The sequence below is a fragment of the Ensifer sp. GW821-FHT05G01 genome (assembly GCF_059419585.1).
The window spans coordinates 514,487-534,588 of record NZ_JBWKSC010000002.1; the positions used below are offsets into that span (position 1 = coordinate 514,487).

Annotated in this window: 16 protein-coding genes and 1 pseudogene; 13 read left to right on the forward strand and 4 right to left on the reverse strand. The window is 62.1% G+C overall.

Annotation, left to right across the window (positions count from 1 at the left end):
• Positions 1 to 178 precede the first annotated feature (178 nt).
• Positions 179 to 2,095 (reverse strand): adenylate/guanylate cyclase domain-containing protein, encoded by a 1,917-nt coding sequence (locus tag AC07UR_RS08115; RefSeq protein ID WP_209789591.1) that lies wholly within the window; start codon positions 2,093 to 2,095, stop codon positions 179 to 181.
• A gap of 266 nt (positions 2,096 to 2,361) precedes the next feature.
• Here AC07UR_RS08115 and AC07UR_RS08120 point away from each other — a divergent pair.
• A pseudogene (locus AC07UR_RS08120) lies at positions 2,362 to 2,558 on the forward strand (LysR family transcriptional regulator); the annotation flags it as partial.
• Positions 2,559 to 2,698: 140 nt separating this feature from the next.
• On the opposite strand, the gene AC07UR_RS08125 reads toward AC07UR_RS08120, so the two are convergent.
• Positions 2,699 to 3,616, reverse strand: a complete 918-nt coding sequence (locus tag AC07UR_RS08125) for a hydrogen peroxide-inducible genes activator (RefSeq protein WP_173421844.1) — start codon at positions 3,614 to 3,616, stop codon at positions 2,699 to 2,701.
• Positions 3,617 to 3,783: 167 nt separating this feature from the next.
• Here AC07UR_RS08125 and katG point away from each other — a divergent pair, with 167 nt between their 5' ends.
• A complete protein-coding gene (gene katG, locus AC07UR_RS08130) occupies positions 3,784 to 5,958 on the forward strand; it encodes a catalase/peroxidase HPI (protein WP_209789592.1) in 2,175 nt (724 codons plus the stop codon).
• 214 nt (positions 5,959 to 6,172) lie between these two features.
• Here the strand turns inward: katG and AC07UR_RS08135 are convergent, their stop codons facing one another.
• Complete coding sequence (locus tag AC07UR_RS08135; protein WP_209789593.1) at positions 6,173 to 6,685, reverse strand: hypothetical protein; 513 nt, start codon at positions 6,683 to 6,685, stop codon at positions 6,173 to 6,175.
• Positions 6,686 to 7,214: 529 nt separating this feature from the next.
• Between AC07UR_RS08135 and AC07UR_RS08140 the strand changes: the two genes are divergently transcribed.
• From AC07UR_RS08140 to AC07UR_RS08160, 5 genes are all read left to right on the forward strand, one after another.
• Complete coding sequence (locus AC07UR_RS08140; RefSeq protein ID WP_209789594.1) at positions 7,215 to 8,387, forward strand: ABC transporter substrate-binding protein; 1,173 nt, start codon at positions 7,215 to 7,217, stop codon at positions 8,385 to 8,387.
• 318 nt (positions 8,388 to 8,705) lie between these two features.
• A complete protein-coding gene (locus AC07UR_RS08145; protein ID WP_494700024.1) occupies positions 8,706 to 9,572 on the forward strand; it encodes a branched-chain amino acid ABC transporter permease in 867 nt (288 codons plus the stop codon).
• A gap of 2 nt (positions 9,573 to 9,574) precedes the next feature.
• Positions 9,575 to 10,573: a branched-chain amino acid ABC transporter permease gene (locus tag AC07UR_RS08150; protein ID WP_412728348.1), complete on the forward strand. Its 999-nt coding sequence runs from the start codon at positions 9,575 to 9,577 to the stop codon at positions 10,571 to 10,573.
• Positions 10,573 to 11,337 (forward strand): ABC transporter ATP-binding protein, encoded by a 765-nt coding sequence (locus AC07UR_RS08155; RefSeq protein WP_209789597.1) that lies wholly within the window; start codon positions 10,573 to 10,575, stop codon positions 11,335 to 11,337. The genes AC07UR_RS08150 and AC07UR_RS08155 overlap by 1 nt, the downstream gene beginning before the upstream one ends.
• Positions 11,318 to 12,034 carry an ABC transporter ATP-binding protein gene (locus AC07UR_RS08160; RefSeq protein WP_209789598.1) on the forward strand — a complete coding sequence of 239 codons (717 nt, stop codon included), beginning with the start codon at positions 11,318 to 11,320 and terminating at the stop codon, positions 12,032 to 12,034. Before AC07UR_RS08155 ends, AC07UR_RS08160 begins: the two co-directional genes overlap by 20 nt.
• Before the next feature lie 152 nt (positions 12,035 to 12,186).
• Here the strand turns inward: AC07UR_RS08160 and AC07UR_RS08165 are convergent, their stop codons facing one another.
• Entirely contained in the window at positions 12,187 to 12,873 is a 687-nt protein-coding gene (locus tag AC07UR_RS08165) for a GntR family transcriptional regulator (RefSeq protein WP_173421852.1), read from the reverse strand.
• Positions 12,874 to 13,078: 205 nt separating this feature from the next.
• Here AC07UR_RS08165 and AC07UR_RS08170 point away from each other — a divergent pair, with 205 nt between their 5' ends.
• The 6 genes from AC07UR_RS08170 to AC07UR_RS08195 all read left to right on the forward strand — a co-directional run bounded on the left by AC07UR_RS08170 (position 13,079) and on the right by AC07UR_RS08195 (position 20,091).
• Positions 13,079 to 14,122 (forward strand): 4-hydroxythreonine-4-phosphate dehydrogenase PdxA, encoded by a 1,044-nt coding sequence (locus tag AC07UR_RS08170; protein WP_209789599.1) that lies wholly within the window; start codon positions 13,079 to 13,081, stop codon positions 14,120 to 14,122.
• A gap of 74 nt (positions 14,123 to 14,196) precedes the next feature.
• Positions 14,197 to 15,183 (forward strand): tripartite tricarboxylate transporter substrate binding protein, encoded by a 987-nt coding sequence (locus AC07UR_RS08175; RefSeq protein WP_209789600.1) that lies wholly within the window; start codon positions 14,197 to 14,199, stop codon positions 15,181 to 15,183.
• A gap of 105 nt (positions 15,184 to 15,288) precedes the next feature.
• Positions 15,289 to 15,789 carry a tripartite tricarboxylate transporter TctB family protein gene (locus AC07UR_RS08180; RefSeq protein WP_209789601.1) on the forward strand — a complete coding sequence of 167 codons (501 nt, stop codon included), beginning with the start codon at positions 15,289 to 15,291 and terminating at the stop codon, positions 15,787 to 15,789.
• A gap of 35 nt (positions 15,790 to 15,824) precedes the next feature.
• Entirely contained in the window at positions 15,825 to 17,378 is a 1,554-nt protein-coding gene (locus AC07UR_RS08185) for a tripartite tricarboxylate transporter permease (protein WP_173421856.1), read from the forward strand.
• Positions 17,379 to 17,419: 41 nt separating this feature from the next.
• Positions 17,420 to 18,358, forward strand: coding sequence for a sugar phosphate isomerase/epimerase family protein (locus tag AC07UR_RS08190; protein ID WP_209789602.1), 939 nt, complete (start codon positions 17,420 to 17,422; stop codon positions 18,356 to 18,358).
• A 14-nt stretch (positions 18,359 to 18,372) separates the two neighbouring features.
• Complete coding sequence (locus AC07UR_RS08195) at positions 18,373 to 20,091, forward strand: dihydroxyacetone kinase family protein (RefSeq protein ID WP_209789603.1); 1,719 nt, start codon at positions 18,373 to 18,375, stop codon at positions 20,089 to 20,091.
• The last annotated feature ends 11 nt before the right edge of the window (positions 20,092 to 20,102 follow it).

The window sequence follows — 20,102 nt, forward strand, 5'->3', positions numbered from 1 at the left end:
GGGGGCGCGGTCGTTTGCTTGCCGCACCCTACTCACTTTCGACAGCATCCAGGGAGGCAGTGTTCAAGCTTTCTGCTCCATCGGGCGAATTGGTATCCGCGGCGCTCTGACCGAGAGCTGCGGCCCGTGTCAAAGCCAAGAACGGCTGAGCACATTCCGACCGTTTCTTCACCGGTCGCTATCCGGGTTCACCGGCCGAGACTTGCTCCAATTCGTAGATCTCTACCGCTTCCATCCGCCCATTCACTTTCACTGGGCCGAGCGAGCGGAACGCGAATTGATCCGCAACGACATGCTGGATCGCTGCGCTTGCAAGGATGGTCGTTCCGAACTCCTTGTTCAGACCCTCCAACCTCGACGCGACGTTGATCGTATCGCCCATGGCTGTGTATTGCTGGCGCGAGATTGCGCCGAAACTGCCGACGACAGCCTGCCCGGTGTGCAAGCCGAACCGCGTTTGCAGTTCGGGGCGGCCAATTTTCCTGTTGTTTTCGTTCAGTTCGTCGACGGCAACACTCATGGCGAGCGCACAGCGACAGCCAAAGGCGACTTGATCAGCCTGTCTGATGGGCGCATTCCACATGACAAAAATGGAATCGCCGAGATATTGAACGACCGTGCCGCGGTGGCGCTCGGCAATCTGGTTCAACAGTTCGAAGTAGGTGGACAGGATTTCGACGACGTCTTCGGGCGGGTGCTGTTCGGAGATCGTGGTGAAGTCGCGAATGTCCGTGAACAGGACCGTCACATCCTGCCGAGCCGCCTTCGTCGAGGTGTCGGCAGGGTCGACGATCCGTCGGACCACTTCCCTGGGAACGTAGAGGGCAAACTGAGCTATGGCACGCCGTGAGGCGGCCAGCGCACCTGCGCGCGTATTGATCTCGCTGATCCAGGAAGGCGACGTTCCCTTTCCGGCGAAATCCAGATCCCCGATCTTCCGCGCTTCGGCGGCAAGCTGATAGAGAGAAGCACTGATCAGGCGCGCGAGAACAATAGACGCACCGACGCCCGCGATGACAAAGATCGCAGCCATCACGACGTTGCGTACGAGCTGTCTGTTTGCCTGGCTTACAAGATCGTCGAACGGCACGACGACGGCGACGGAGGTGCCTTTGAACAGGTCCGAGAAGGTGACTGGAGCGATCTCGACAAGATAGGGCTCACCGTCGAGCTCAAACCGGGCCAGGTCCCCGTTTGCAAGCTTGGCGTCCCGGCGGAGCCGGATCACCGTGTCGACAGTTCGGTCCAAGGCCTTTGCCGCTCCATCGTCGGCCTCGCCGCGCTGCGTCCACAGGCCCAGTATCCTGCTCATCATCGCCGGGTCCGAATGTGCCACCAGCCCGTCTTGTTCATCGAGGATGTAGCTGCGGGCACGCGGCGATATCTCGCGCGCGTCGAGCAGTCGGCTAACGGTCTCAAGGTGTATGTTGACGCCGACCGCGATCTGGCCGTTGTCCTTCATAGGCGCTGCGATCGTGAGGGTCGGCACCTTCAATGTTCCGCTGACAAAGGGGCCAACGGAAACAGGCTTCTGATGCTGCAGAACCGCGCGATACCAGGGACGCTGTCGCGGATCGAATGTCGTTCCTTCGGATCGGCGTTCGGTGATGAAGCGGCCCCCGGCATCGAGGAACCTCATGATCTCGATGTTTCCAGCATTTTCATGCGCCACAATTCTGATGGCAAAACCTGTGCCTTCGGGCGCCGAAAGTGTTGTTCGGACATAAGGATTGGCAGCGTTGATTGCCTGGATGTAGGATCCGTCGGGATATCCGGCCAGCATGCTCGTTGCATTCGGAACGTTTCGAAGGACCTCAAGGAAGAACGCTTGCTTTTCTTCCAATTCGAGGGGTGGACGAGAGACGACGTGCTGCAAGGTGGAGGCGACGGCGACGGCCTCGTATCCTCCCGTCAGCGCATACTTGTAACCCTCGACCAGACGCAGGCTCATCTGCCGCATCTGCCTTTCACCTGCCACGATCGCCGCTTCGCGTCCCTGGCTGAACGCCATCCAGATCAGCGGAATCGAAATGCACAGCAGCAGCGTCGCGACCAGGACGCTGAGGTGCAGTCTTAGAGGTTTCGACCAGCGCACGTGATTACCCTCTGAGACCCAAGAGCTCGCGAAATGTACAGCTACTGGAACGCCGCGACCACTCTCGCAGGTGGATATAGGACGATGGAGTATGCGGAGCACAATAGGAGGAGCGTGCCAATCTTCCGATAAGCGGTTGTATGGCCCGCTTTCGGGATTGAGAGGCTGCCAATCCTGCATATCTTTCGCCGGCGTCAAATCAGGCGCCAGTTGGCATTGAGGGTGCTCTGGTTGCTCTGATCCCCGTCTTCTACGGTGTCACTGGTTCGGCCGGTCTTGTCATCAGCTTTGCGCCGAAATGGATGCTGGACCTACCCAATCGCAATTTTCGAACTCAGGAAGGCGAGGGATGTCGACTTCAGGATCGGGCTTGGGGTCGCCTTGGTCCAGGGGCGGTCCAACGGCTGCCCGGGACGACATCATCGATATCGAGAGATCGCTTGTGAGGCAGGGTAAGGGGTAGTCGATGGCTTGCGAGCCTTTGGGTGCGCGCTGTCGACCAGGCGCAGCGGGTTGCCTGGGGCAAACCGTCCCGGTTCCGCGTTTTTGGTATCTGCTATTTCCTGTCGTCGCCATACCGATGATCGACGCAACTGCTTGTTTTTACCGGGCGCCATCCATTTGCCTCTGCCTGCTCAGCCCGGCATTGCGCACGACGTCGGCGATCCGAGTGAACTGCGCCGACAATGGATTGGTCTTTCGCCAGACCATCCCGATCGTTCGGCTGGGGCGGGGGCGGGCAAGCCGGGACACGCCAACCGAAGAGGATCGCGTTTCGGTCTCGATGGCCATCTCGGGAATAAGCGTCACACCTATGCCCGCACCCACCATCTGAACGAGGGTCGAAAGCGAACTGCCTTCCATCACGTCGCGCGTCGATGCCGCGGTGATGTTGCAGACGGACAGAGCCTGATCCCGGAAGCAATGCCCCTCTTCAAGCAGCAACAGGCGCATCTCGTGAAGCCTTTCCGAAGCCGGCACCGGCTTTTCCGCATCTTCCAGCGGCCGCACCAGCACGAACTCCTCGTCAAAGAGGGGGACTTCCTCCAGCGTAGGCTCCGAAATCGGCAACGCGACGATGGCGAGATCCAGTTTCGCCTCTGCCAGGTCCTCGATCAGTCTTCGCGTGATCGCCTCGCGCGGCCGCGGATCGAGCCCCGGATAGAGTTGCGCGAGCGATTTGATGATGCTTGGTAGCAGGTAGGGCGCGACCGTTGGAATGATGCCGAGGCGAAGACGGCCGGCAAGCGGCCCATGGGCCGCCCTTCCGAGGTCTCCCAGTTCGTCGACAGCGTGCAGGATAGCGCGGGCACGGCCAACGAACTCTTCGCCGAGGCTTGTCAGCCGTATGCGGCGCCCACCTCTCTCCACCAGTGGCGCACCGAGCAGTTCCTCCAGTTCCCTTATCTGCACGGAGAGCGCGGGCTGCGAGATGGCGCAGCTTTCCGCGGCGCGGCCGAAATGGCCGATGCGGGCAAGGGCTTCGAAATAGCGGAGGTGTTTCATGGTCAGGCCATTCATAACCTCAGCATATCGGAGTCTTTAGAATATACAATTGGAGTTTATGGAAAGGGCTTGTTACTCATTGGCCACTTGGAAGACACCGACCGGTGGCGCTGACCAAAGAGGTGCGCCCGCGAGGTCCTTCCAGTGGCCGTAGATTGAAGAAAACCCGTTGGAGGACCAAAATGGATACGAAGACAACCCCGACCGGCAAGTGTCCGGTCATGCACGGCGGCGCCACGGCACTCGGCAACTCCGTCATGGAATGGTGGCCCAACGCGCTCAACCTCGACATCCTGCACCAGCACGACAGCAAGACCAATCCGCTGGGCAAGGGGTTCAACTATCGCGAAGAACTCAAGAAGCTTGATGTGCAAGCGCTGAAGGCGGATCTGCGCGCTCTGATGACCGACAGCCAGGAATGGTGGCCGGCCGACTGGGGCAGCTATGTCGGCATGATGGCGCGCGTCACCTGGCACGCGGCCGGCTCCTACCGCGCCGCTGACGGCCGCGGCGGTGCCAACACCGGCAACCAACGCTTCGCCCCGCTCAATTCCTGGCCGGACAATGTCAACACCGACAAGGGGCGCCGCCTGCTTTGGCCGATCAAGAAGAAATACGGCAACAAGATCTCCTGGGCCGACCTGATCGCGCTTGCCGGCACCATTGCCTACGATGTCGCTGGCCTCAAGACTTTCGGCTTCGCCTTCGGCCGCGAGGACATCTGGGCGCCGGAAAAAGACGTCTACTGGGGTAACGAGAAGCAGTGGCTCGCCCCGAGCGACGGCCGCTACGGCGATGTCGCCAAGCCCGAGACGCTGGAAAACCCGCTTGCCGCCGTGCAGATGGGTCTCATCTACGTCAACCCGGAAGGCGTGAACGGCAGGTCCGATCCGCTGGCGACCGCGGCACAGATGCGCGAGACCTTCGCGCGCATGGGCATGGACGATGAGGAAACTGTTGCACTCACAGCTGGCGGCCACACCATTGGCAAGTCCCATGGCAATGGCAACCCGGGCGACCTCAGCCCCGATCCAGAAGCCGCAGGCCCCGAATTCCAGGGTCTCGGCTGGGTCAATACCAAGGGTCGCGGCATAGGCCGCAACACGGTTGTCTCTGGTATCGAAGGCGCCTGGACCTCCGAGCCGACGAAGTGGGACAACGGCTTCTTCGAGATGCTGTTCAAGCATGAGTGGACGCTGACGCACAGCCCCGCGGGGGCTTCGCAGTGGGCGCCGATCACCATCGCCGAGGAAGACAAGCCTGTCGACGTCGAGGATCCCTCGATCCGTACCATCCCGATGATGACCGATGCGGATATGGCGCTGAAGGTGGACCCGATCTATCGCGAGATCTCGCTGCGCTTCAGCAACGACTTCGAAGCCTTCTCGGATGCCTTCGCCCGCGCGTGGTTCAAGCTGACCCACCGTGACATGGGGCCAAAGTCCCGATACCTCGGCCCGGATGTTCCGGCTGAAGACCTCGTCTGGCAGGACCCGATCCCGGCCGGCCGCAAAGACTACGATATCGGCGGCGTCAAGGCGAAGATCGCGGCATCCGGCCTTTCGATCTCGGATCTGGTTGCCACGGCCTGGGACAGCGCACGTACCTTCCGCGGTTCGGATTTCCGCGGCGGTGCGAACGGTGCCCGCATCCGCCTTGCTCCACAGAAGGACTGGGAGGGCAATGAGCCGGCGCGTCTGGCCCGTGTTCTTTCCGTTCTGGAGCCGATCGCCCAGGCATCGGGCGCAAGCCTTGCCGACGTGATCGTGCTCGCCGGCAACTACGGCGTCGAGCAGGCGGCAAAGGCAGCAGGCTTCGAGATCGAGGTGCCGTTTGCCGCAGGGCGCGGCGATGCGACCGCCGAGCAGACGGACGTGGACGGCTTCGCCCCGCTCGAGCCGCTCGCCGATGGCTTCCGCAACTGGCAGAAGGCGGACTATGTGGTGAGCCCGGAAGAGCTGTTGCTCGATCGCGCCCAGCTCATGGGCCTGACGGCACCGGAGATGACGGCACTCGTCGGTGGTCTGCGCGTCATCGGCACGAACCACGCCGGCACAGCGCACGGCGTCTTCACGAGCCACGTCGGTGCGTTGACGACAGACTTCTTCGCCACGCTGACTGACATGGGCTATTCCTGGGTTCCTACCGGCAATAACCTGTACGAAATCCGCGACCGCAAGACCGGCGCTACGAAGTACACAGCGACCCGCGCCGACCTCGTCTTCGGCTCGAACTCCGTTCTTCGCGCCTACGCGGAGGTCTATGCCCAGGACGACAACAAGGAGAAGTTCGTCAGGGACTTCGCAGCGGCCTGGACCAAGGTCATGAACGCCGATCGTTTCGATCTGGCTGCTTGATCACTGGGGCCTCCGTGTCAACGCCTTCCCCCGTCACCCGGGGGGAGGCTCTTTGTCGCCTCGCTGGCAGACGAGGCCGATGTCGCGGACCTCGCCGGAAGCGCGGACGGCCGGATGGTGTCGTTTAGAGCATTTCCGTCAGGAAATGCGTAAGAACAAAGAGATAGAGCGTTTCAGCGATTCCACCTAAGTCGGATACACCCTAGACATTGGCTCATAACTTCGCGAAAGCTACGCCTCTCCAGCCCCAGCCGGCTCGATGAGCGGCGTCAATCAGGGGCGTCTTTATTTCGGTGGTGTTGAAGCGATATTCGTAAACCTTGCCATAGGACAAATCTTCCTTGAAGGCGAAAGCCATGTCGAAGCTTTTTTCCCACTTTCGACCGCGAAACGCATCAGCGCTCACCGTAAGCGTGGGCGCGCCGGCGCGCCATTCGACAGACCATTCTTGATCGACAGCGCGAACTTCGCAATTGGCAGCATCGAATTTCATCAGCACCTTGAACACCCTTTGTAGCCCGGCCTTGGCAAACAGCTCATACCAGCGGGCATCAACGATGTTCCATTCGGCGACGAGATCAACGCCTTCCGGCTTGCCGTCACGAATGATGAACGGCGCGGTCTTCCTGTTGATGGCGAGAAGATCGTTGCGAAGCGCTGCCGTCGATTGGCGGTCCACGCCATTCGGCGCAGGTTTGTATCCCATCAGCCAGTCGAACAATTTCACGGCCGGTTCCTCAATCAGAGTACGGTGAACAATCTCTACAGTGAGACACATTAACAATCGAGATCATGTCCGATCGGGTTCAGCTGTTTGCCAGGCTGGCTGCCAGAACAGATGATGCAGGGACTTCGACCTCTCGGCCGAGGTGGTGCGCGCGGTTGCCGACAAAGCGGTGAGGAAAACAGGATAGGAACAGTCTATCCGGCGACGAATGGCGTGCCGGCGGCGTTCTTGGCCCGCATCGGCTGCAAGTTGTCCCGAAATCGAACTGCTTATCATGTCTGGCATACCTGCGATCGACTTATGCGACAGTTCCGATGCGGGAGATTCCAGGCTCGGCCGCGCAGAAAGCCAGTGCGCGCACCAGATTTCCTCTGGAAAAGAGTAAAAGCATAACTGTTGAATTATGATTTCCACCCCATAATTCATTTTTACATCACCGTTTCGCATGGCAAACTGACAAGCATCAAATTCGGGTTGCTTTGCGATGACGGTGCCGGAACGGGAGTAGACGGTGCCACAGGGAGGAAACATGAAACAGACTATACTGGCTGCGCTTGCGGGCCTGGCAATGAGTGGCGCTGCCTATGCCGATACGATCAAGATCGGTGTCGTCGGACCGTTTTCCGGTCCCTTCGCGCTGCAGGGCAAGAACTTCAAGGCGGGCATCGACGCCTATATGGCGGTGAACGGCAGCAAGGTCGGCGACGATGACATCGAGATCATCTATCGCGACGTGCCGCAGGCCGATCCGGCGCAGTCCAAGGCGTTGGCACAGGAACTCGTGGTGAAGGAAGGCGTGCAGTATCTCGCCGGCTTCTACTTCACACCCGACGCGATGGCCGTGACCCCGCTGCTCGAGCAGGCAAACGTGCCGTTGGTGATCATGAACGCGGCGACCTCGGCGATCGTGACCAAGAGCCCACTGGTGGTGCGGACCTCGTTTACCACCTGGCAGACATCGACGCCGATCGCCAAGGTGGCGAAGGATGCCGGCGTCTCCAAGGTCATCTCTGTTGTCAGCGACTATGGCCCGGGTGTCGATGCGGAAAACGCCTTCAAGGCCGGCTTCGAAGCGGCCGGCGGGCAGGTTGTCGAGGCGATCCGCATGCCGCTCGCGACCAACGACTTCTCGCCGATCATGCAGCGCATCAAGGATTCCGGCGCCGAGGGCGTTTTTGCCTTCCTGCCGTCGGGGCCCACCACGCTCGGTTTCGTCAAGGCCTATAACGAAAACGGCCTGAAGAGTGGCGGCATCAAGTTCTTCGCGCCGGGCGACCTGACGCAGGAGTCCGATCTGCCTGCGCTCGGCGAAGCGGCGCTCGGCATCCAGACGACATTCCACTACGCCGTGTCGCACGATAGTCCTGAGAACAAGGCTTTCGTCGAGGCCGCTTCGAAGGCGATCGGCAATCCGGCCGAACTCTCGTTCCCGTCAGTCGGCGCCTATGACGGCATGCATGTCATCTACAAGATGATCGAGGCCACCGGCGGCGACCAGGACGCGCAGAAGGCGGTCGACGCGGTGAAGGGCCTTGCCTGGACCAGCCCGAGGGGGCCGGTTTCCATCGATGCCGAATCGCGGGACATCACGCAGAACATCTATTTGCGCGAAGTCGCCAAGGCGGATGACGGCACCTACTACAACAAGGAGGTTCAAACCTTCGAGAAGCAGGGCGACCCCGGTCTCGCAGCGCTGAAGTAGGTTCGTTGACAAATGCGGGTGGCGATTGGTCCCGCCCGCACTGCCTGCAGAAAAGCGAAAGCGGACGGTGCGAGCGAGCCGCTCGCCCTGGCATCCGCAGGAAAGTCCGAGGCGGCTTTGCCGTCAGGGAATTCGTTAAAACAGAGACACATTTCCTGGAAAATGCACAGCGGTTTCCATCCGGAAGTGTCTGGCATAGAGAAAGAGATCGTTTCCGCGCCTCCGCGGGAGGCGGATACGATCGAGGTGCAGCTGCCTGCGGGTTCGTCTTGCCCCGCCACTCTGCCCCCGCGATAACGAAAGGCGTTGGATAGCCCCATGCAAACAGTTCTCAGCATCGCGATCGATGCCCTTGCCTACGGCATGGTGCTCTTCGTCATCTCCATCGGGCTTTCGGTGACCATGGGGCTGATGCGCGTCGTCAATCTGGCCCATGGCGCCTTTGCCATGATCGGCGGTTATATCGCCTCCTATGCGGCGCGCGATCTGGGCTTGGCCTATGGTTTTGCCATCGTGCTTGCCGTCTTCGGCACGATCCTGATCGCCATTCCGATCGAGCGCCTGCTTTACCGCCGGATCTACGGTGCCCCGGAACTGACCCAGGTGCTGATGACCATCGGCATCACATTTTGCATCATCGGCATCGCCAATTATGTCTTCGGCCCGACGCTGAAGACAGTGCCGCTGCCGGCGCAACTGCAGGGCTCGGTCGATCTCGACTTCCGCGCCATCGCCACGCACCGGCTGTTTGCGATACTTTGCGGTCTCGCCGTGGCGCTCGCCCTCTGGTACGCAATCGAAAGAACCGCCTTCGGCGTGAAGCTACGCGCCTCGGTCGACAATGCGGCCATAGCCGCAGCGCTCGGGGTGCGCACCGAAATCGTCTACGCCGTGAGCTTTGCTGTGGCCGTCGGCCTTGCCGCCTTCGGCGGGGTTGTCGGGGCCGAGCTGCTGCCGGTCGAACCCTATTATGCGCTGCGCTACATGGTGACATTTCTGGTCGTCGTGTCGGTCGGCGGTGCCGGTTCGATCCCCGGCGCGCTCACAGCCTGCCTGCTGCTTGGCGGCATCGATACGACCGGCCGCTATCTGATGCCCGAGTTCGGCGAATTCTTCTTCTATCTGGCCGTCATCGCGATCATCTGCGTCTTCCCGCGCGGACTTGCGGGGAGAGCCAAGGGATGACCATGACCACCACCAACGAGATGATCGGACAGACATCGGCCAAGCGCCGCTTCGCGGGAGGTGACCTGATCGGCCTTGGCGTCATATTGGCGCTCGCCGTCATCGGCTACTTCCTGTTTCCCAACAATCTGGCGCTGCTGACGCGCATCATCGCGATCGCGCTTCTGGTACTCTCACTCGATCTCGTCACCGGCTATTGCGGGGTGGCGACGCTGGGGCACGCCGCACTCTTCGGCGCCGGTGCCTATGCCGCGGGGATCGCGTCGGCGCACTACGGCATCAACGATCCGATCGGCATGCTCGCCTTCGGCATCGCCGCCGGCGCCATTGCCGGCCTGATCTGTGGCGCCGTCATCCTGCGCGCCCATGGTCTGCCTCAACTTGTGCTGTCCATTGCGCTCATTCACCTCTTCCATGAGTTCGCCAACAAGGCCTCCTCCTGGACCGGTGGTAGCGATGGCCTTTCCGGCATCGCGCCAAGTGCGCTCATCGGTCTCTACGAATTCGACCTCTGGGGGCGCACGGCTTACGTCTTCGGTGTCGTGCTGCTCGTAATTGTCTTCGCCATTTTGCGGCTGATCGTGCGTTCACCGTTCGGCATGCTCTGCCGGGCGATCAAGGAAGATCCGATCCGCATTCGCTCGATGGGCGCATCGCCCAAGGCAGCCTTGATGAAGATGTATGTCATCTCCGGCGCCGTCGCCGGCGTCGGCGGGGCGCTCAATGCGATCTCTACGCAGGTGGTCGGCCTCGACAGCCTGTCCTTCACCATGTCGGCAGAAAGCCTGGTCATGCTGGTGCTCGGTGGGACCGGTTCGCTCTTCGGCGCGCTGACGGGGACCATCGTCTTCATGTTTTTCGAAGATGTGGTCTCCGCCGCAAACCCGTTCCACTGGCTGACCATGGTCGGCGCTCTTCTCATCGCTGTCGTCCTGTTCGCGCCCAAGGGGCTTTACGGAACGGCAGCGGCCTTTCTTTCCCGCCGCCGGGAGGCAAGCTGATGCAGCCGATCTTCGAAGTCCGCAACCTGAAGCGCGCCTTTGGCGGGCTTGCCGTCACCAACGACGTCAGTCTCAGCATGGCGCCGGGCGATCGCGTCGCGCTGATTGGCCCGAACGGCGCCGGCAAGACGACCTTCGTCAACTTGGTGACCGGCAATCTCGCGCCTGATTCCGGCGAAGTCCGCCTTGGCGGCGAGACGGTCACCGGGGTCGATGCCATTGGTCGGGTCAGACGAGGGTTGGTGCGTTCCTTCCAGGTGACGCGCCTGTTTCTCGACATGACACCGGCCGAACATGTGGCGCTTGCCGTGTTGCAGCGAGACGGCCGCTCCGGCCGCCTGTTCGGCAATTTCCTCGCCATGCCCGATGTCATGGACGAGGTCGGGCAATTGCTCGGCAAGCTCGGGCTTCGCGATTTGATGCATCGCAAGGTCAGCGAGATCGCCTATGGCCAGCAGCGCCTGCTAGAAATCGCCGTGGCGCTTGCCTTGAGGCCAAAGGTCCTGCTGCTCGACGAGCCGGCCGCCGGCGTGCCGCAGAGCGACACCGGACGCATCGAGCAGGCGCTTGCCGACCTGCCGGCCGATCTTGCCGTGCTGATGATCGAGCATGACATGGATCTGGTCTTCCGTTTTGCCAAGCGTGTCGTCGTGCTTGCCGCCGGCGCCATCATCTTCGACGGTTCGCCGTCCGACGTCACCCAGGATCCGCGGGTGCGAGAAGCCTATCTGGGGAGCTACGCCAATGCCAGCCACGCCGCTTGAGGTGGAAAACCTGTCGGCCGGTTATGGGCCGACTCGGGTGCTCGAAGACATCTCGTTCTCGGTTCCAGCGGGTGCGCGTCTTGCTGTTCTCGGCCGCAATGGCATGGGCAAGACGACGCTCCTTGCAACATTGGCCGGCCAAACGAAGCGTTATGACGGTCGCATTCGCTTAGGCGATACGGATGTGACGGCGCTGCCAAGCGCCACACGTGCGCGCAAGGGCCTGGGCTTCGTGCCGCAGGCGCGCTGCGTGTTTCCAACGCTGACGGTCGAGGAAAACCTGTTCGTCGGCCTCAAGGACCGGCCGAAGGCCGCACTGCAGGAGGCTTACGACATGTTTCCACGGCTTCACGAACGGCGACGCAACCTCGGCAGCCAGCTTTCCGGCGGTGAACAGCAGATGCTGTCGACGGCGCGCTCGATCCTTGGTCGTCCTTCCGTCCTGTTGCTGGATGAGCCGCTGGAGGGTCTGGCGCCGGTCATCTGCGAAGAGCTGATGAAGGCCTTTGCGGAACTCGCCAGGACCGGCGACATGACGATCGTGCTGGTCGAGCAACGCATCCAGAGTGCGCTCGACTTTGCTGATCAGGTCATCGTGCTGGAGCGCGGACGTGTTGCCTGGGCAGGCACGCCCGAGGCGCTTTCTGGCGACCATGATGCCGTCGAGCGATTGCTCGGCGTTGGCGGGCTTCACTGAGCCAGCGGCGCCGATCTCTCGTCAGGATCGGACCTGCGCCAAAACGGCGGGCGGGACGGGGCGTTATGAAGGCGCCGATCGCAACGGCGAACCCACCTCGGGCATTAACGCGAGGCGGTTCTGGATAGATCGGCAATAGTGCGTTGTTGCCGCTAGACCGACGCCCGCACGCGCTCCCAGGCGTTCATCAGGTGCCGCCCCAACACTTCGGAAAGCTTGACCTTGTCGCGTGCCTCGAGCGCGACGATCATTTCGTCGTGCTCGGCGACGGCAGCTGCCCATTTCTCCGGGCCTTCGTGACCGATGAAGCGAATGCGCTTCAGTCGGGTCTGCAGGACGCCATGCATGTCGGCAAGCGCTGCATTTTCGGCGAGCTGGACGATCGCCGAATGGATCTGCTGGTTGAGCTTGTAGTATTGCAGCCGGTCGCCGATCTTGTAGCGGCGGACCATCTCGTCATGCAGCGCACGCACTTCGGCAATCCCGGCGTCGCTTGCCGCGTCGCAGGCGAGCCTGCCCGCAAGCTCCTCCAGCGTCTGCAGCACGGTCAACATGTCGTGCACGTCCTTGGCGCTGAAGCGCTTCACGACGGCGCCGCGACTGGGCACGAGCTCGACCAGGCCTTCGCTCGCCAGATACTTGATGGCTTCGCGCAAGGGCGTGCGCGAGACGCCGAGCTGCTCGCCGAGCTGGCCTTCATGCAGGCGCGTGCCGGGTGACAGGTCACCTTCAATGATCATGTCGCGCAGGTGGCTGACCAGCGTGTCATGCAGAGCGGTGCGTCTGATCGGGCCGGGGCCGCCGTCGGCGCGTCTCTCCAATGGTGTGATTTCGTTCATCATTTCGCTTCTGCGTTTGGCGGCCGCGTGTCGGCCGTCCGTTCCCCGTGCGTGCCGATTGAATCAGCACTGTCTGATTGAAGCATGGAGGCAGGGCAGGTCGTCGTCAACAGAAAATGCTGCATACAGAATACAAAAGACTTGATGCAGAATTTTGAATAACGTATGACAGCCGTCGAAAAGCATGAAGTGGAGGACATCTCACATGACGACCAATGGTGCTGCCGCGAACGGCGCGCGTCCTGTCATCGCGCTTGCCATGGGCGATCCCGCCGGCATCAGCCCCGAGCTGACTGCACGGCTGCTGGCTCTTCCCGAGATCAAGGAAGCCGCACACATCATCACGATCGGCGATCGCCGCATTCTGGATGAAGGCGCCAAGGCTGCCGGCCTGACGCTCGATCTCGAACCCTCGACGCTGGAGGATCTCGACAAGGCCGGAACGGCACGCCATGTGTTCGTCGACCTCGGCCATCTCGATCCGGCTGATGTCGATCGCGGCGAAGCGACGCTTGCCGGCGGCACGTTTGCCACGCGCAACTTCCGCACGGCGCTTGAGCTGGCGCATGCCGGCAAGGCGGAGGCCGTCTGCTTCACGCCCTTCAACAAGAAGGCGATGCGTTTCGCCTATCCGGGCTATGACGACGAAATCCGTTTTGTCGCCGACGTGCTCGGCTTCACCGGCAAGGTTCGCGAATTCAACGTTCTGGAGAAGGTCTGGAATGCGCGCGTCACCTCGCATATCCCGCTGAAGGAAGTGGCCGACAACCTTTCGATCGAAGGCATCATCGCCGAGCTCGAACTCACCCGCGCCTGCCTCAAGGAAGCGGGTCACGAAGACGCCAAGATCGCTGTTGCCGGTCTCAATCCGCATGCCGGAGACGGCGGCAGCTTCGGCATGGAAGAGATCGACATTATCGAGCCGGCGGTCGCGAAGGCCAAGGAACTCGGCTTCAATGTCGATGGTCCGTTCCCGGCCGACACCGTCTTCGGTCGTGCGCTCAAGGAGGGCTACAACGCCGTCCTCACCATGTACCACGACCAGGGCCAGATCGCGATGAAGCTCATGGGCTTTGACAAGGGTGTGACGATGATGGGCGGCCTGCCGTTCGCGCTCTGCACCCCGGCGCACGGTACCGCCTACGATATCGCCGGCAAGGGCATCGCCGATGTCGGTGCCAGCCGCGAGGCGCTTCTGCTCGCAGTTCGCATGGCGAAGAAAAAGGCTGCCCTCAAGGCTGCCGCCTGAATTCGCACGCTTTCAATCACTACCGGCGCAGGAGGAGGTCTTGCGCCGTATTTCACCCAATGGGAGGACTAGATATGAAGAAATCCGTTTCACTCGCATGCATCATGGCAGCCGCATTCGGCGTTGCTGCTCCGGCCTCGGCTTTCGAGCCCGACCGTCCGGTTGAATTCGTCGTTACGGCCGGCCCGGGCGGCGGCACGGACATCTTTGCCCGCACGATCCAGGCGATCATCGGCAAGTACGAACTGATGAAGGCGCCTGTTGTCGTCACCAACAAGGGCAGCGCCGGCGGCGCCGAAGGTTTCGTCTACACGGCAACCAACAAGGGCGACGCCTACAAGCTCGCATTCGGCACCAACAATGCCTACCTGCTGCCCGTTCGCGCCAAGGTGCCCTACAAGGCCGAAGACCTGACGCCGGTTGCAGCGCTCGCCTCCGACGAGTTCATTCTCTGGGTCAATGGCAAGGCATCGTACGCAACGGCTGCCGACTTTGCCGCCAAGGCCAAGGAAGGCGGACTGAAGATCGGCGGAAGCCAGTCGAAGGACGTCGACCAGATCCTGACCTCGATGATCAACGAGGCGACCGGCGCGACCATCAACTACATCCCGTTCAAGAGCGGTGGCGAAGCGGCTGTCCAGCTCGCCGGCGATCACCTTGACGCTAACGTCAACAATCCGAGCGAAAACCTCGGTCAGTGGCAGGCCGGCATGGTCAAGCCGCTCTGCGTCTTCAAGAGCGTCAAGCTGACGAACGATGCCAAGGTTGCCGGAGACAAGGGCTGGAGCGACATCCCGACCTGCAAGGACTCCGGCATTGCCATCGACAACTACTCCATGCCGCGCACCGTCTGGCTGCCGGCCGGCGTTGAACCCGATGCGGTCAAGTTCTACGCGGACCTGATGCGCAAGGTTTCCGAAACGCCGGAGTGGGCGAAGTATCTTGCCGATACCTCGCAGTCTCCTTCCTACATCGCTGGCGATGACTTCAAGGCCGCCATCGAGATGGACGGCGCCGCAGTCGGCGAAGTTCTGAAGCGCGAAGGCTGGCTCGCCAACTAAAACTGGCGATATATCGAGACGGGCGCTTCTGTAGCGCCGCGCGTCAAGTCTGACGCCTACAGGATGCTTCAGAGCGCCCGTCAACCGGTTTGAAAGGTCACGATCATGAGTGAGAATAGTGCGAATGGGCTCTCCCGCTTCGCGGTGGAGCTTGGCGTAGCCGCGTTGACGGGCATCTTTGGCGCAGCCGTCTGCTATGGCGCCTTCGATATCGGCGCCGGATGGAGCGATTTCGGCCCCGAGGCCGGCTATTTTCCCTTCTACATCGGTGCTCTGATCATCCTGGGAAGCGTCGCGAATGCGATCGGTGCCTTCGTGAAACATCGCGGCACAGGCGACATCTTCATCGACGGTTCCCGTGCCCGCGTCGTCGCCTCGTTCTTCTTGCCACTTATCGCCTTTGCCGGCGTTTCCGCCTGGCTCGGGCTCTATGTCGGCACGGCGCTCTACATCGCCGGCGCGATGCTCTTCCAGGGGCGTTACAAGTGGTGGATCGCGCTGCCGTCAGGCGTTGCCGTTTCGCTCTTCTTCTTCATCGTATTCGAGATCGGCTTCAAGGTTCCGCTTTTGAAGGGACCGCTCGAGGCATGGTTCGGGATCTATTGATCCCGAACCCTTAAAGTTTCCCCGGGAGGAATGACATGGAAAATATCGGTCTTCTGATCGATGGCTTCGGCCACATCCTCAGCTGGAATCACATCCTGCTGATGATGGTCGGCGTCACGCTCGGCATCCTCGTCGGCGTTCTGCCTGGCCTCGGTGCGCCCAACGGCGTTTCGCTGCTGTTGCCGCTGACCTTCTCCATGGATCCGATCTCCGCGATCATCCTGCTCTCCTGCATGTATTGGGGCGCGCTGTTCGGCGGTTCGACGACATCCATCCTGTTTAACATCCCGGGCGAGCCGTCCTCGGTGGCGACCACCTTCGACGGCTATCCGATGGCCAAGGCAGGCCAGGCGAGCCGTGCCTTGACGCTGGCTTTCGTGTCGGCCGGCATTGGTGCGCTCGCCGGCGTCGTCATGATCACGCTCCTGTCGGGCTGGGTCGCCAACTTCGCGCTGCGCTTCTCATCGCCGGAATATTTCGCGGTCTATTTCCTCGCCTTTGCCAGCTTCATCTCGATGGGTGCGCAATCGCCCTTCAAGACACTGGTGTCGATGATGATGGGCTTTGCACTTGCCTCCGTCGGCATGGACACGATCTCAGGCGACCTGCGCCTGACTTTCGATATCCCGACGCTGATCAAGGGCGTCAGCTTCCTGATCGCCGTGATGGGCCTGTTCGGCATCGGCGAACTCCTGCTGACGACGGAAGAAGGCCTGCGCTTCGAAGGCATCAAGGCACGCGTCAAGCTTGCCGAAATCGGCCGCACGCTGGTGGAAATCCCGCGCTACTGGCTGACGATCGCCCGCTCGACCATCATCGGCATCTGGATGGGCATCACGCCCGCCGGCCCGACCGCGGCTTCCTTCATGAGCTACGGCGTTGCCCGTCGCTCGGCACGTGACAAGTCGAAGTTCGGCAAGGGTGATCCGCGCGGTATCGTGGCACCCGAGACCGCCGACCACTCGGCCGGCACCTCCGCACTGCTACCGATGCTGGCGCTCGGCGTTCCCGGCTCGGCCACGGCCGCCGTCATGATGGGCGGGTTGATGATCTGGGGTCTCACCCCCGGTCCGATGCTCTTTACCGACCGGCCTGATTTCGTCTGGGGCCTGATCGCCTCGATGTATCTCGGCAACGTCGTCGCCGTCATCTTGGTGCTTGCCACCGTACCGCTCTACGCCTCGATCCTGCGCGTGCCGTTCTCGATCATCGGCCCGATCATCGTGGCCGTCATCTTCTCCGGCGCCTATCAGGTTGCCAATTCAGTCTCTGATATCTTCATGGTCATCGGCTTCGGCGTGCTCGGCTACGTCTTCAAAAAGCTTGATTATCCGCTGGCGCCGCTGGTTCTGGCCATGGTGCTCGGCGACAAGGCCGAGGATGCCTTCCGCCAGTCGATGCTGCTGTCGAGCGGTTCGCTCAACATCTTCTGGTCGAACGCCCTGGTTTCGTCTCTGATGGCGCTTGGCCTGGCAATGCTGCTGTCGCCTGTCGTCTTCGGACTGATCGGCCTGGTTCGCAAGCGCAAGAGCGATGAGACATCGAAAGACGATGCGACATCGCAGGGCGGCGGTAGCGCGGCGGCTTGACGGAGCCGCCGCACCAAACTTTGAAGACTTGGGGGAACGCCATGGCAAATGCGCCGCGCAAATGGAACCGTGACACCTGGCCGATTGCGGCCGCGATGATCCAGTATCCGAACATTGTGGCCGACGGCCGCTCGGTTCAGGACCAGTCGGTCGAGGAATGGGCTCTGACGCTGGACGACGTCGTCGATGCCGGCTTTACCGAGCTCGACCCGACCGACAGCTGGATCCGGCTTGCGGATCTGCCGCCGGCTCGGCTCGAAAGCTTCGTCAAGCTGACGCGCGATCTCGGCCTGACCATGCCGGGGATCTCCACCGCGCGCCGCAGCGTAATCGATCCTGTCCATGGCGACGAGTACCTCGCCTATGGGCACCGGGTGATCGATACGGCGGCGGCAATTGGGGCAGGCTCTGTTTCCTTCGGCTTCTTCGGTCCGTTGACCGACGCGCAGAAGAAGGCGCTGTGGTTCTGGACCGTCGATGGCGTCAAGAACCCCGATGACGCCGCCATCTGGCAGAAGGGTGTGACGCGCATTCGCGAGCTTGGCCGCCATGCGGAAGAGCTCGGCATCGAGCTGGCGCTCGAAATGTACGAAGACACCTATATCGGCTCGGCCGACAGCGCCGTGCGCTTCGTCACCGACGTTGGCCTTGCCAATGTCGGCATCAACGCCGATCTCGGCAACCTGATCCGCCTGCATCGTCCGGTCGAGCACTGGCAGGAGATGATGGCCAAGGTTGCGCCTTTCGCCAAATACTGGCACGTCAAGAATTACAACCGCACCGAGGACGAGACGTCGGGGCTGATCGTCACCCATCCGGCCCCGCTGGAGTTCGGCGTGATCAACTACCGGACCGCCATTCGCTTGGCGCTTTCGCACGGGTTCCAGAGCCCGTTCCTCTGTGAGCATTACGGTGGCGATGGCCTCTCCGTCAGCGCGACCAACCGGGATTACCTGAGGCGCATTCTGCCTCGCGACTAAGGGAATAAGTAGCGATGACCACGATCTTTGACGCACCGGAAGATTTCGCCGTAACCGCGCTCGCCGGCTTCAGCTCCATCTATGCCCGCAATGTCCGCCTAGTGAAGGGCGGCGTCGTGCGCTCGACCAAGGTGCCGAAGGGCAAGGTCGCGGTCGTGATCGGTGGCGGCTCCGGCCACTATCCGGCCTTTGCCGGCTATGTCGGCCCGGGCCTGGCCGATGCGGCCGTTGCCGGCGACGTCTTTGCCTCGCCATCGACCGCTGCCGTCGCGCGCGTCTGCCGCCATGCCGACCAGGGCGGCGGCGTGCTGCTCGGCTTCGGCAACTATGCCGGCGACGTGCTCAATTTCGGCGTTGCCGCCGAGCGGCTTCGCGCTGAAGGCATCGATGTGCGGATCGTTCCGGTGACCGACGACGTCGCCAGTGCTGCGGTTGACACCGCCTCCAAGCGCCGCGGCATTGCCGGCGACCTCGTGGTCTTCAAGATTGCAGGCGCTGCCGCCGAAGCCGGCCTGTCGCTCGACGAGGTCGAGCGCATCAGCCGCCTCGCCAACGACCGCACGGTTTCGTTCGGCGTCGCCTTCGGTGGCTGCACTCTGCCGGGCGCGAACCATCCGCTCTTCACCGTGCCGAAGGGCGAAATGGCGCTTGGCCTTGGCATTCACGGTGAGCCGGGTATCAGCGAAGAAAAGATCGTATCGGCGACCGAGCTTGCCAAGCTGCTCGTCGGCAAGCTGCTGGCCGAACGCCCGGCCGGAGCCAAGAAGGTCGCACCGGTGCTGAACGGCCTGGGCTCGACCAAGTACGAAGAGCTTTTCGTTCTGTGGGTGGCCGTCGAGAAGGAATTGAAGTCCGCGGGCCTTGAAATCGTCGATCCCGAATGCGGCGAGTTTGTCACCAGCTTGGACATGCAGGGCTGCTCGCTGTCGCTGCTCTGGCTCGATGAAGAGCTCGAAACCTACTGGCGCGCGCCCTGCGATGCGCCGGTGCTGCGCAAGGGCGCGATCATCAGCGCCGAACCGGCGACCGACGTGATTTCCGACGAGGACGGCCCGGCGATCTTCGCGCCTGCCTCGCAGGCGTCGAAGGAAAGCGGCAAATGCATCGCCCGGCTGATCGCCAAGGTTGCCGACGCCCTGAAGGAGGCTGAAGACGAACTTGGCCGGATCGATGCCTTTGCCGGTGATGGCGACCACGGCCAGGGCATGCGCCGCGGCTCGGCTGCGGCTCAGGATGCCGCTGATGTTGCAGCAGCCGCAGGCGCTGGCGCTGCCAGCGTGCTGGCCGCTGCAGGCGATGCCTGGGCCGATCGCGCTGGCGGCACATCAGGTGCGATCTGGGGCCTGCTTCTTCGCTCCTGGAGCAACGCGTTTTCCGACGACGACAAGCCGTCGGATGCGGCTGTTGTCGAAGGCGCGCGCCTGGCGCTCGAAGGCGTCACCCGCCTCGGACGCGCTCGCGTCGGCGACAAGACGCTGGTCGATGCACTCGTCCCGTTCGTTGATACGCTGGAGCGGGAATTCGGGGTGCACAAGTCGCTGAACGCAGCCTGGGAAATCGCGGCCAAGGCCGCGACCGATGCGGCCGATGCCACCTCGAGCCTGACGCCGAAGCTCGGCCGGGCCCGTCCGCTTGCCGAAAAGAGCATCGGCCACCCGGATGCAGGCGCTGTGTCGCTGGCACTGACGGCCCGTGTTGCCGCCGGATTTCTGAAGGAATCCGTCGACGCCTGATAAAGACGTCC

Excerpts from the sequence above, each read along its gene's own strand:
- AC07UR_RS08125 (WP_173421844.1), bottom strand. The coding sequence starts at position 3,616 with ATGAATGGCCTGACCATGAAACACCTCCGCTATTTCGAAGCCCTTGCC.
- katG (WP_209789592.1), top strand. The coding sequence starts at position 3,784 with ATGGATACGAAGACAACCCCGACCGGCAAGTGTCCGGTCATGCACGGC.
- AC07UR_RS08140 (WP_209789594.1), top strand. The coding sequence starts at position 7,215 with ATGAAACAGACTATACTGGCTGCGCTTGCGGGCCTGGCAATGAGTGGC.
- AC07UR_RS08145 (WP_494700024.1), top strand. The coding sequence starts at position 8,706 with ATGCAAACAGTTCTCAGCATCGCGATCGATGCCCTTGCCTACGGCATG.
- AC07UR_RS08150 (WP_412728348.1), top strand. The coding sequence starts at position 9,575 with ATGACCACCACCAACGAGATGATCGGACAGACATCGGCCAAGCGCCGC.
- AC07UR_RS08155 (WP_209789597.1), top strand. The coding sequence starts at position 10,573 with ATGCAGCCGATCTTCGAAGTCCGCAACCTGAAGCGCGCCTTTGGCGGG.
- AC07UR_RS08160 (WP_209789598.1), top strand. The coding sequence starts at position 11,318 with ATGCCAGCCACGCCGCTTGAGGTGGAAAACCTGTCGGCCGGTTATGGG.
- AC07UR_RS08165 (WP_173421852.1), bottom strand. The coding sequence starts at position 12,873 with ATGAACGAAATCACACCATTGGAGAGACGCGCCGACGGCGGCCCCGGC.
- AC07UR_RS08170 (WP_209789599.1), top strand. The coding sequence starts at position 13,079 with ATGACGACCAATGGTGCTGCCGCGAACGGCGCGCGTCCTGTCATCGCG.
- AC07UR_RS08175 (WP_209789600.1), top strand. The coding sequence starts at position 14,197 with ATGAAGAAATCCGTTTCACTCGCATGCATCATGGCAGCCGCATTCGGC.
- AC07UR_RS08180 (WP_209789601.1), top strand. The coding sequence starts at position 15,289 with ATGAGTGAGAATAGTGCGAATGGGCTCTCCCGCTTCGCGGTGGAGCTT.
- AC07UR_RS08185 (WP_173421856.1), top strand. The coding sequence starts at position 15,825 with ATGGAAAATATCGGTCTTCTGATCGATGGCTTCGGCCACATCCTCAGC.
- AC07UR_RS08190 (WP_209789602.1), top strand. The coding sequence starts at position 17,420 with ATGGCAAATGCGCCGCGCAAATGGAACCGTGACACCTGGCCGATTGCG.
- AC07UR_RS08195 (WP_209789603.1), top strand. The coding sequence starts at position 18,373 with ATGACCACGATCTTTGACGCACCGGAAGATTTCGCCGTAACCGCGCTC.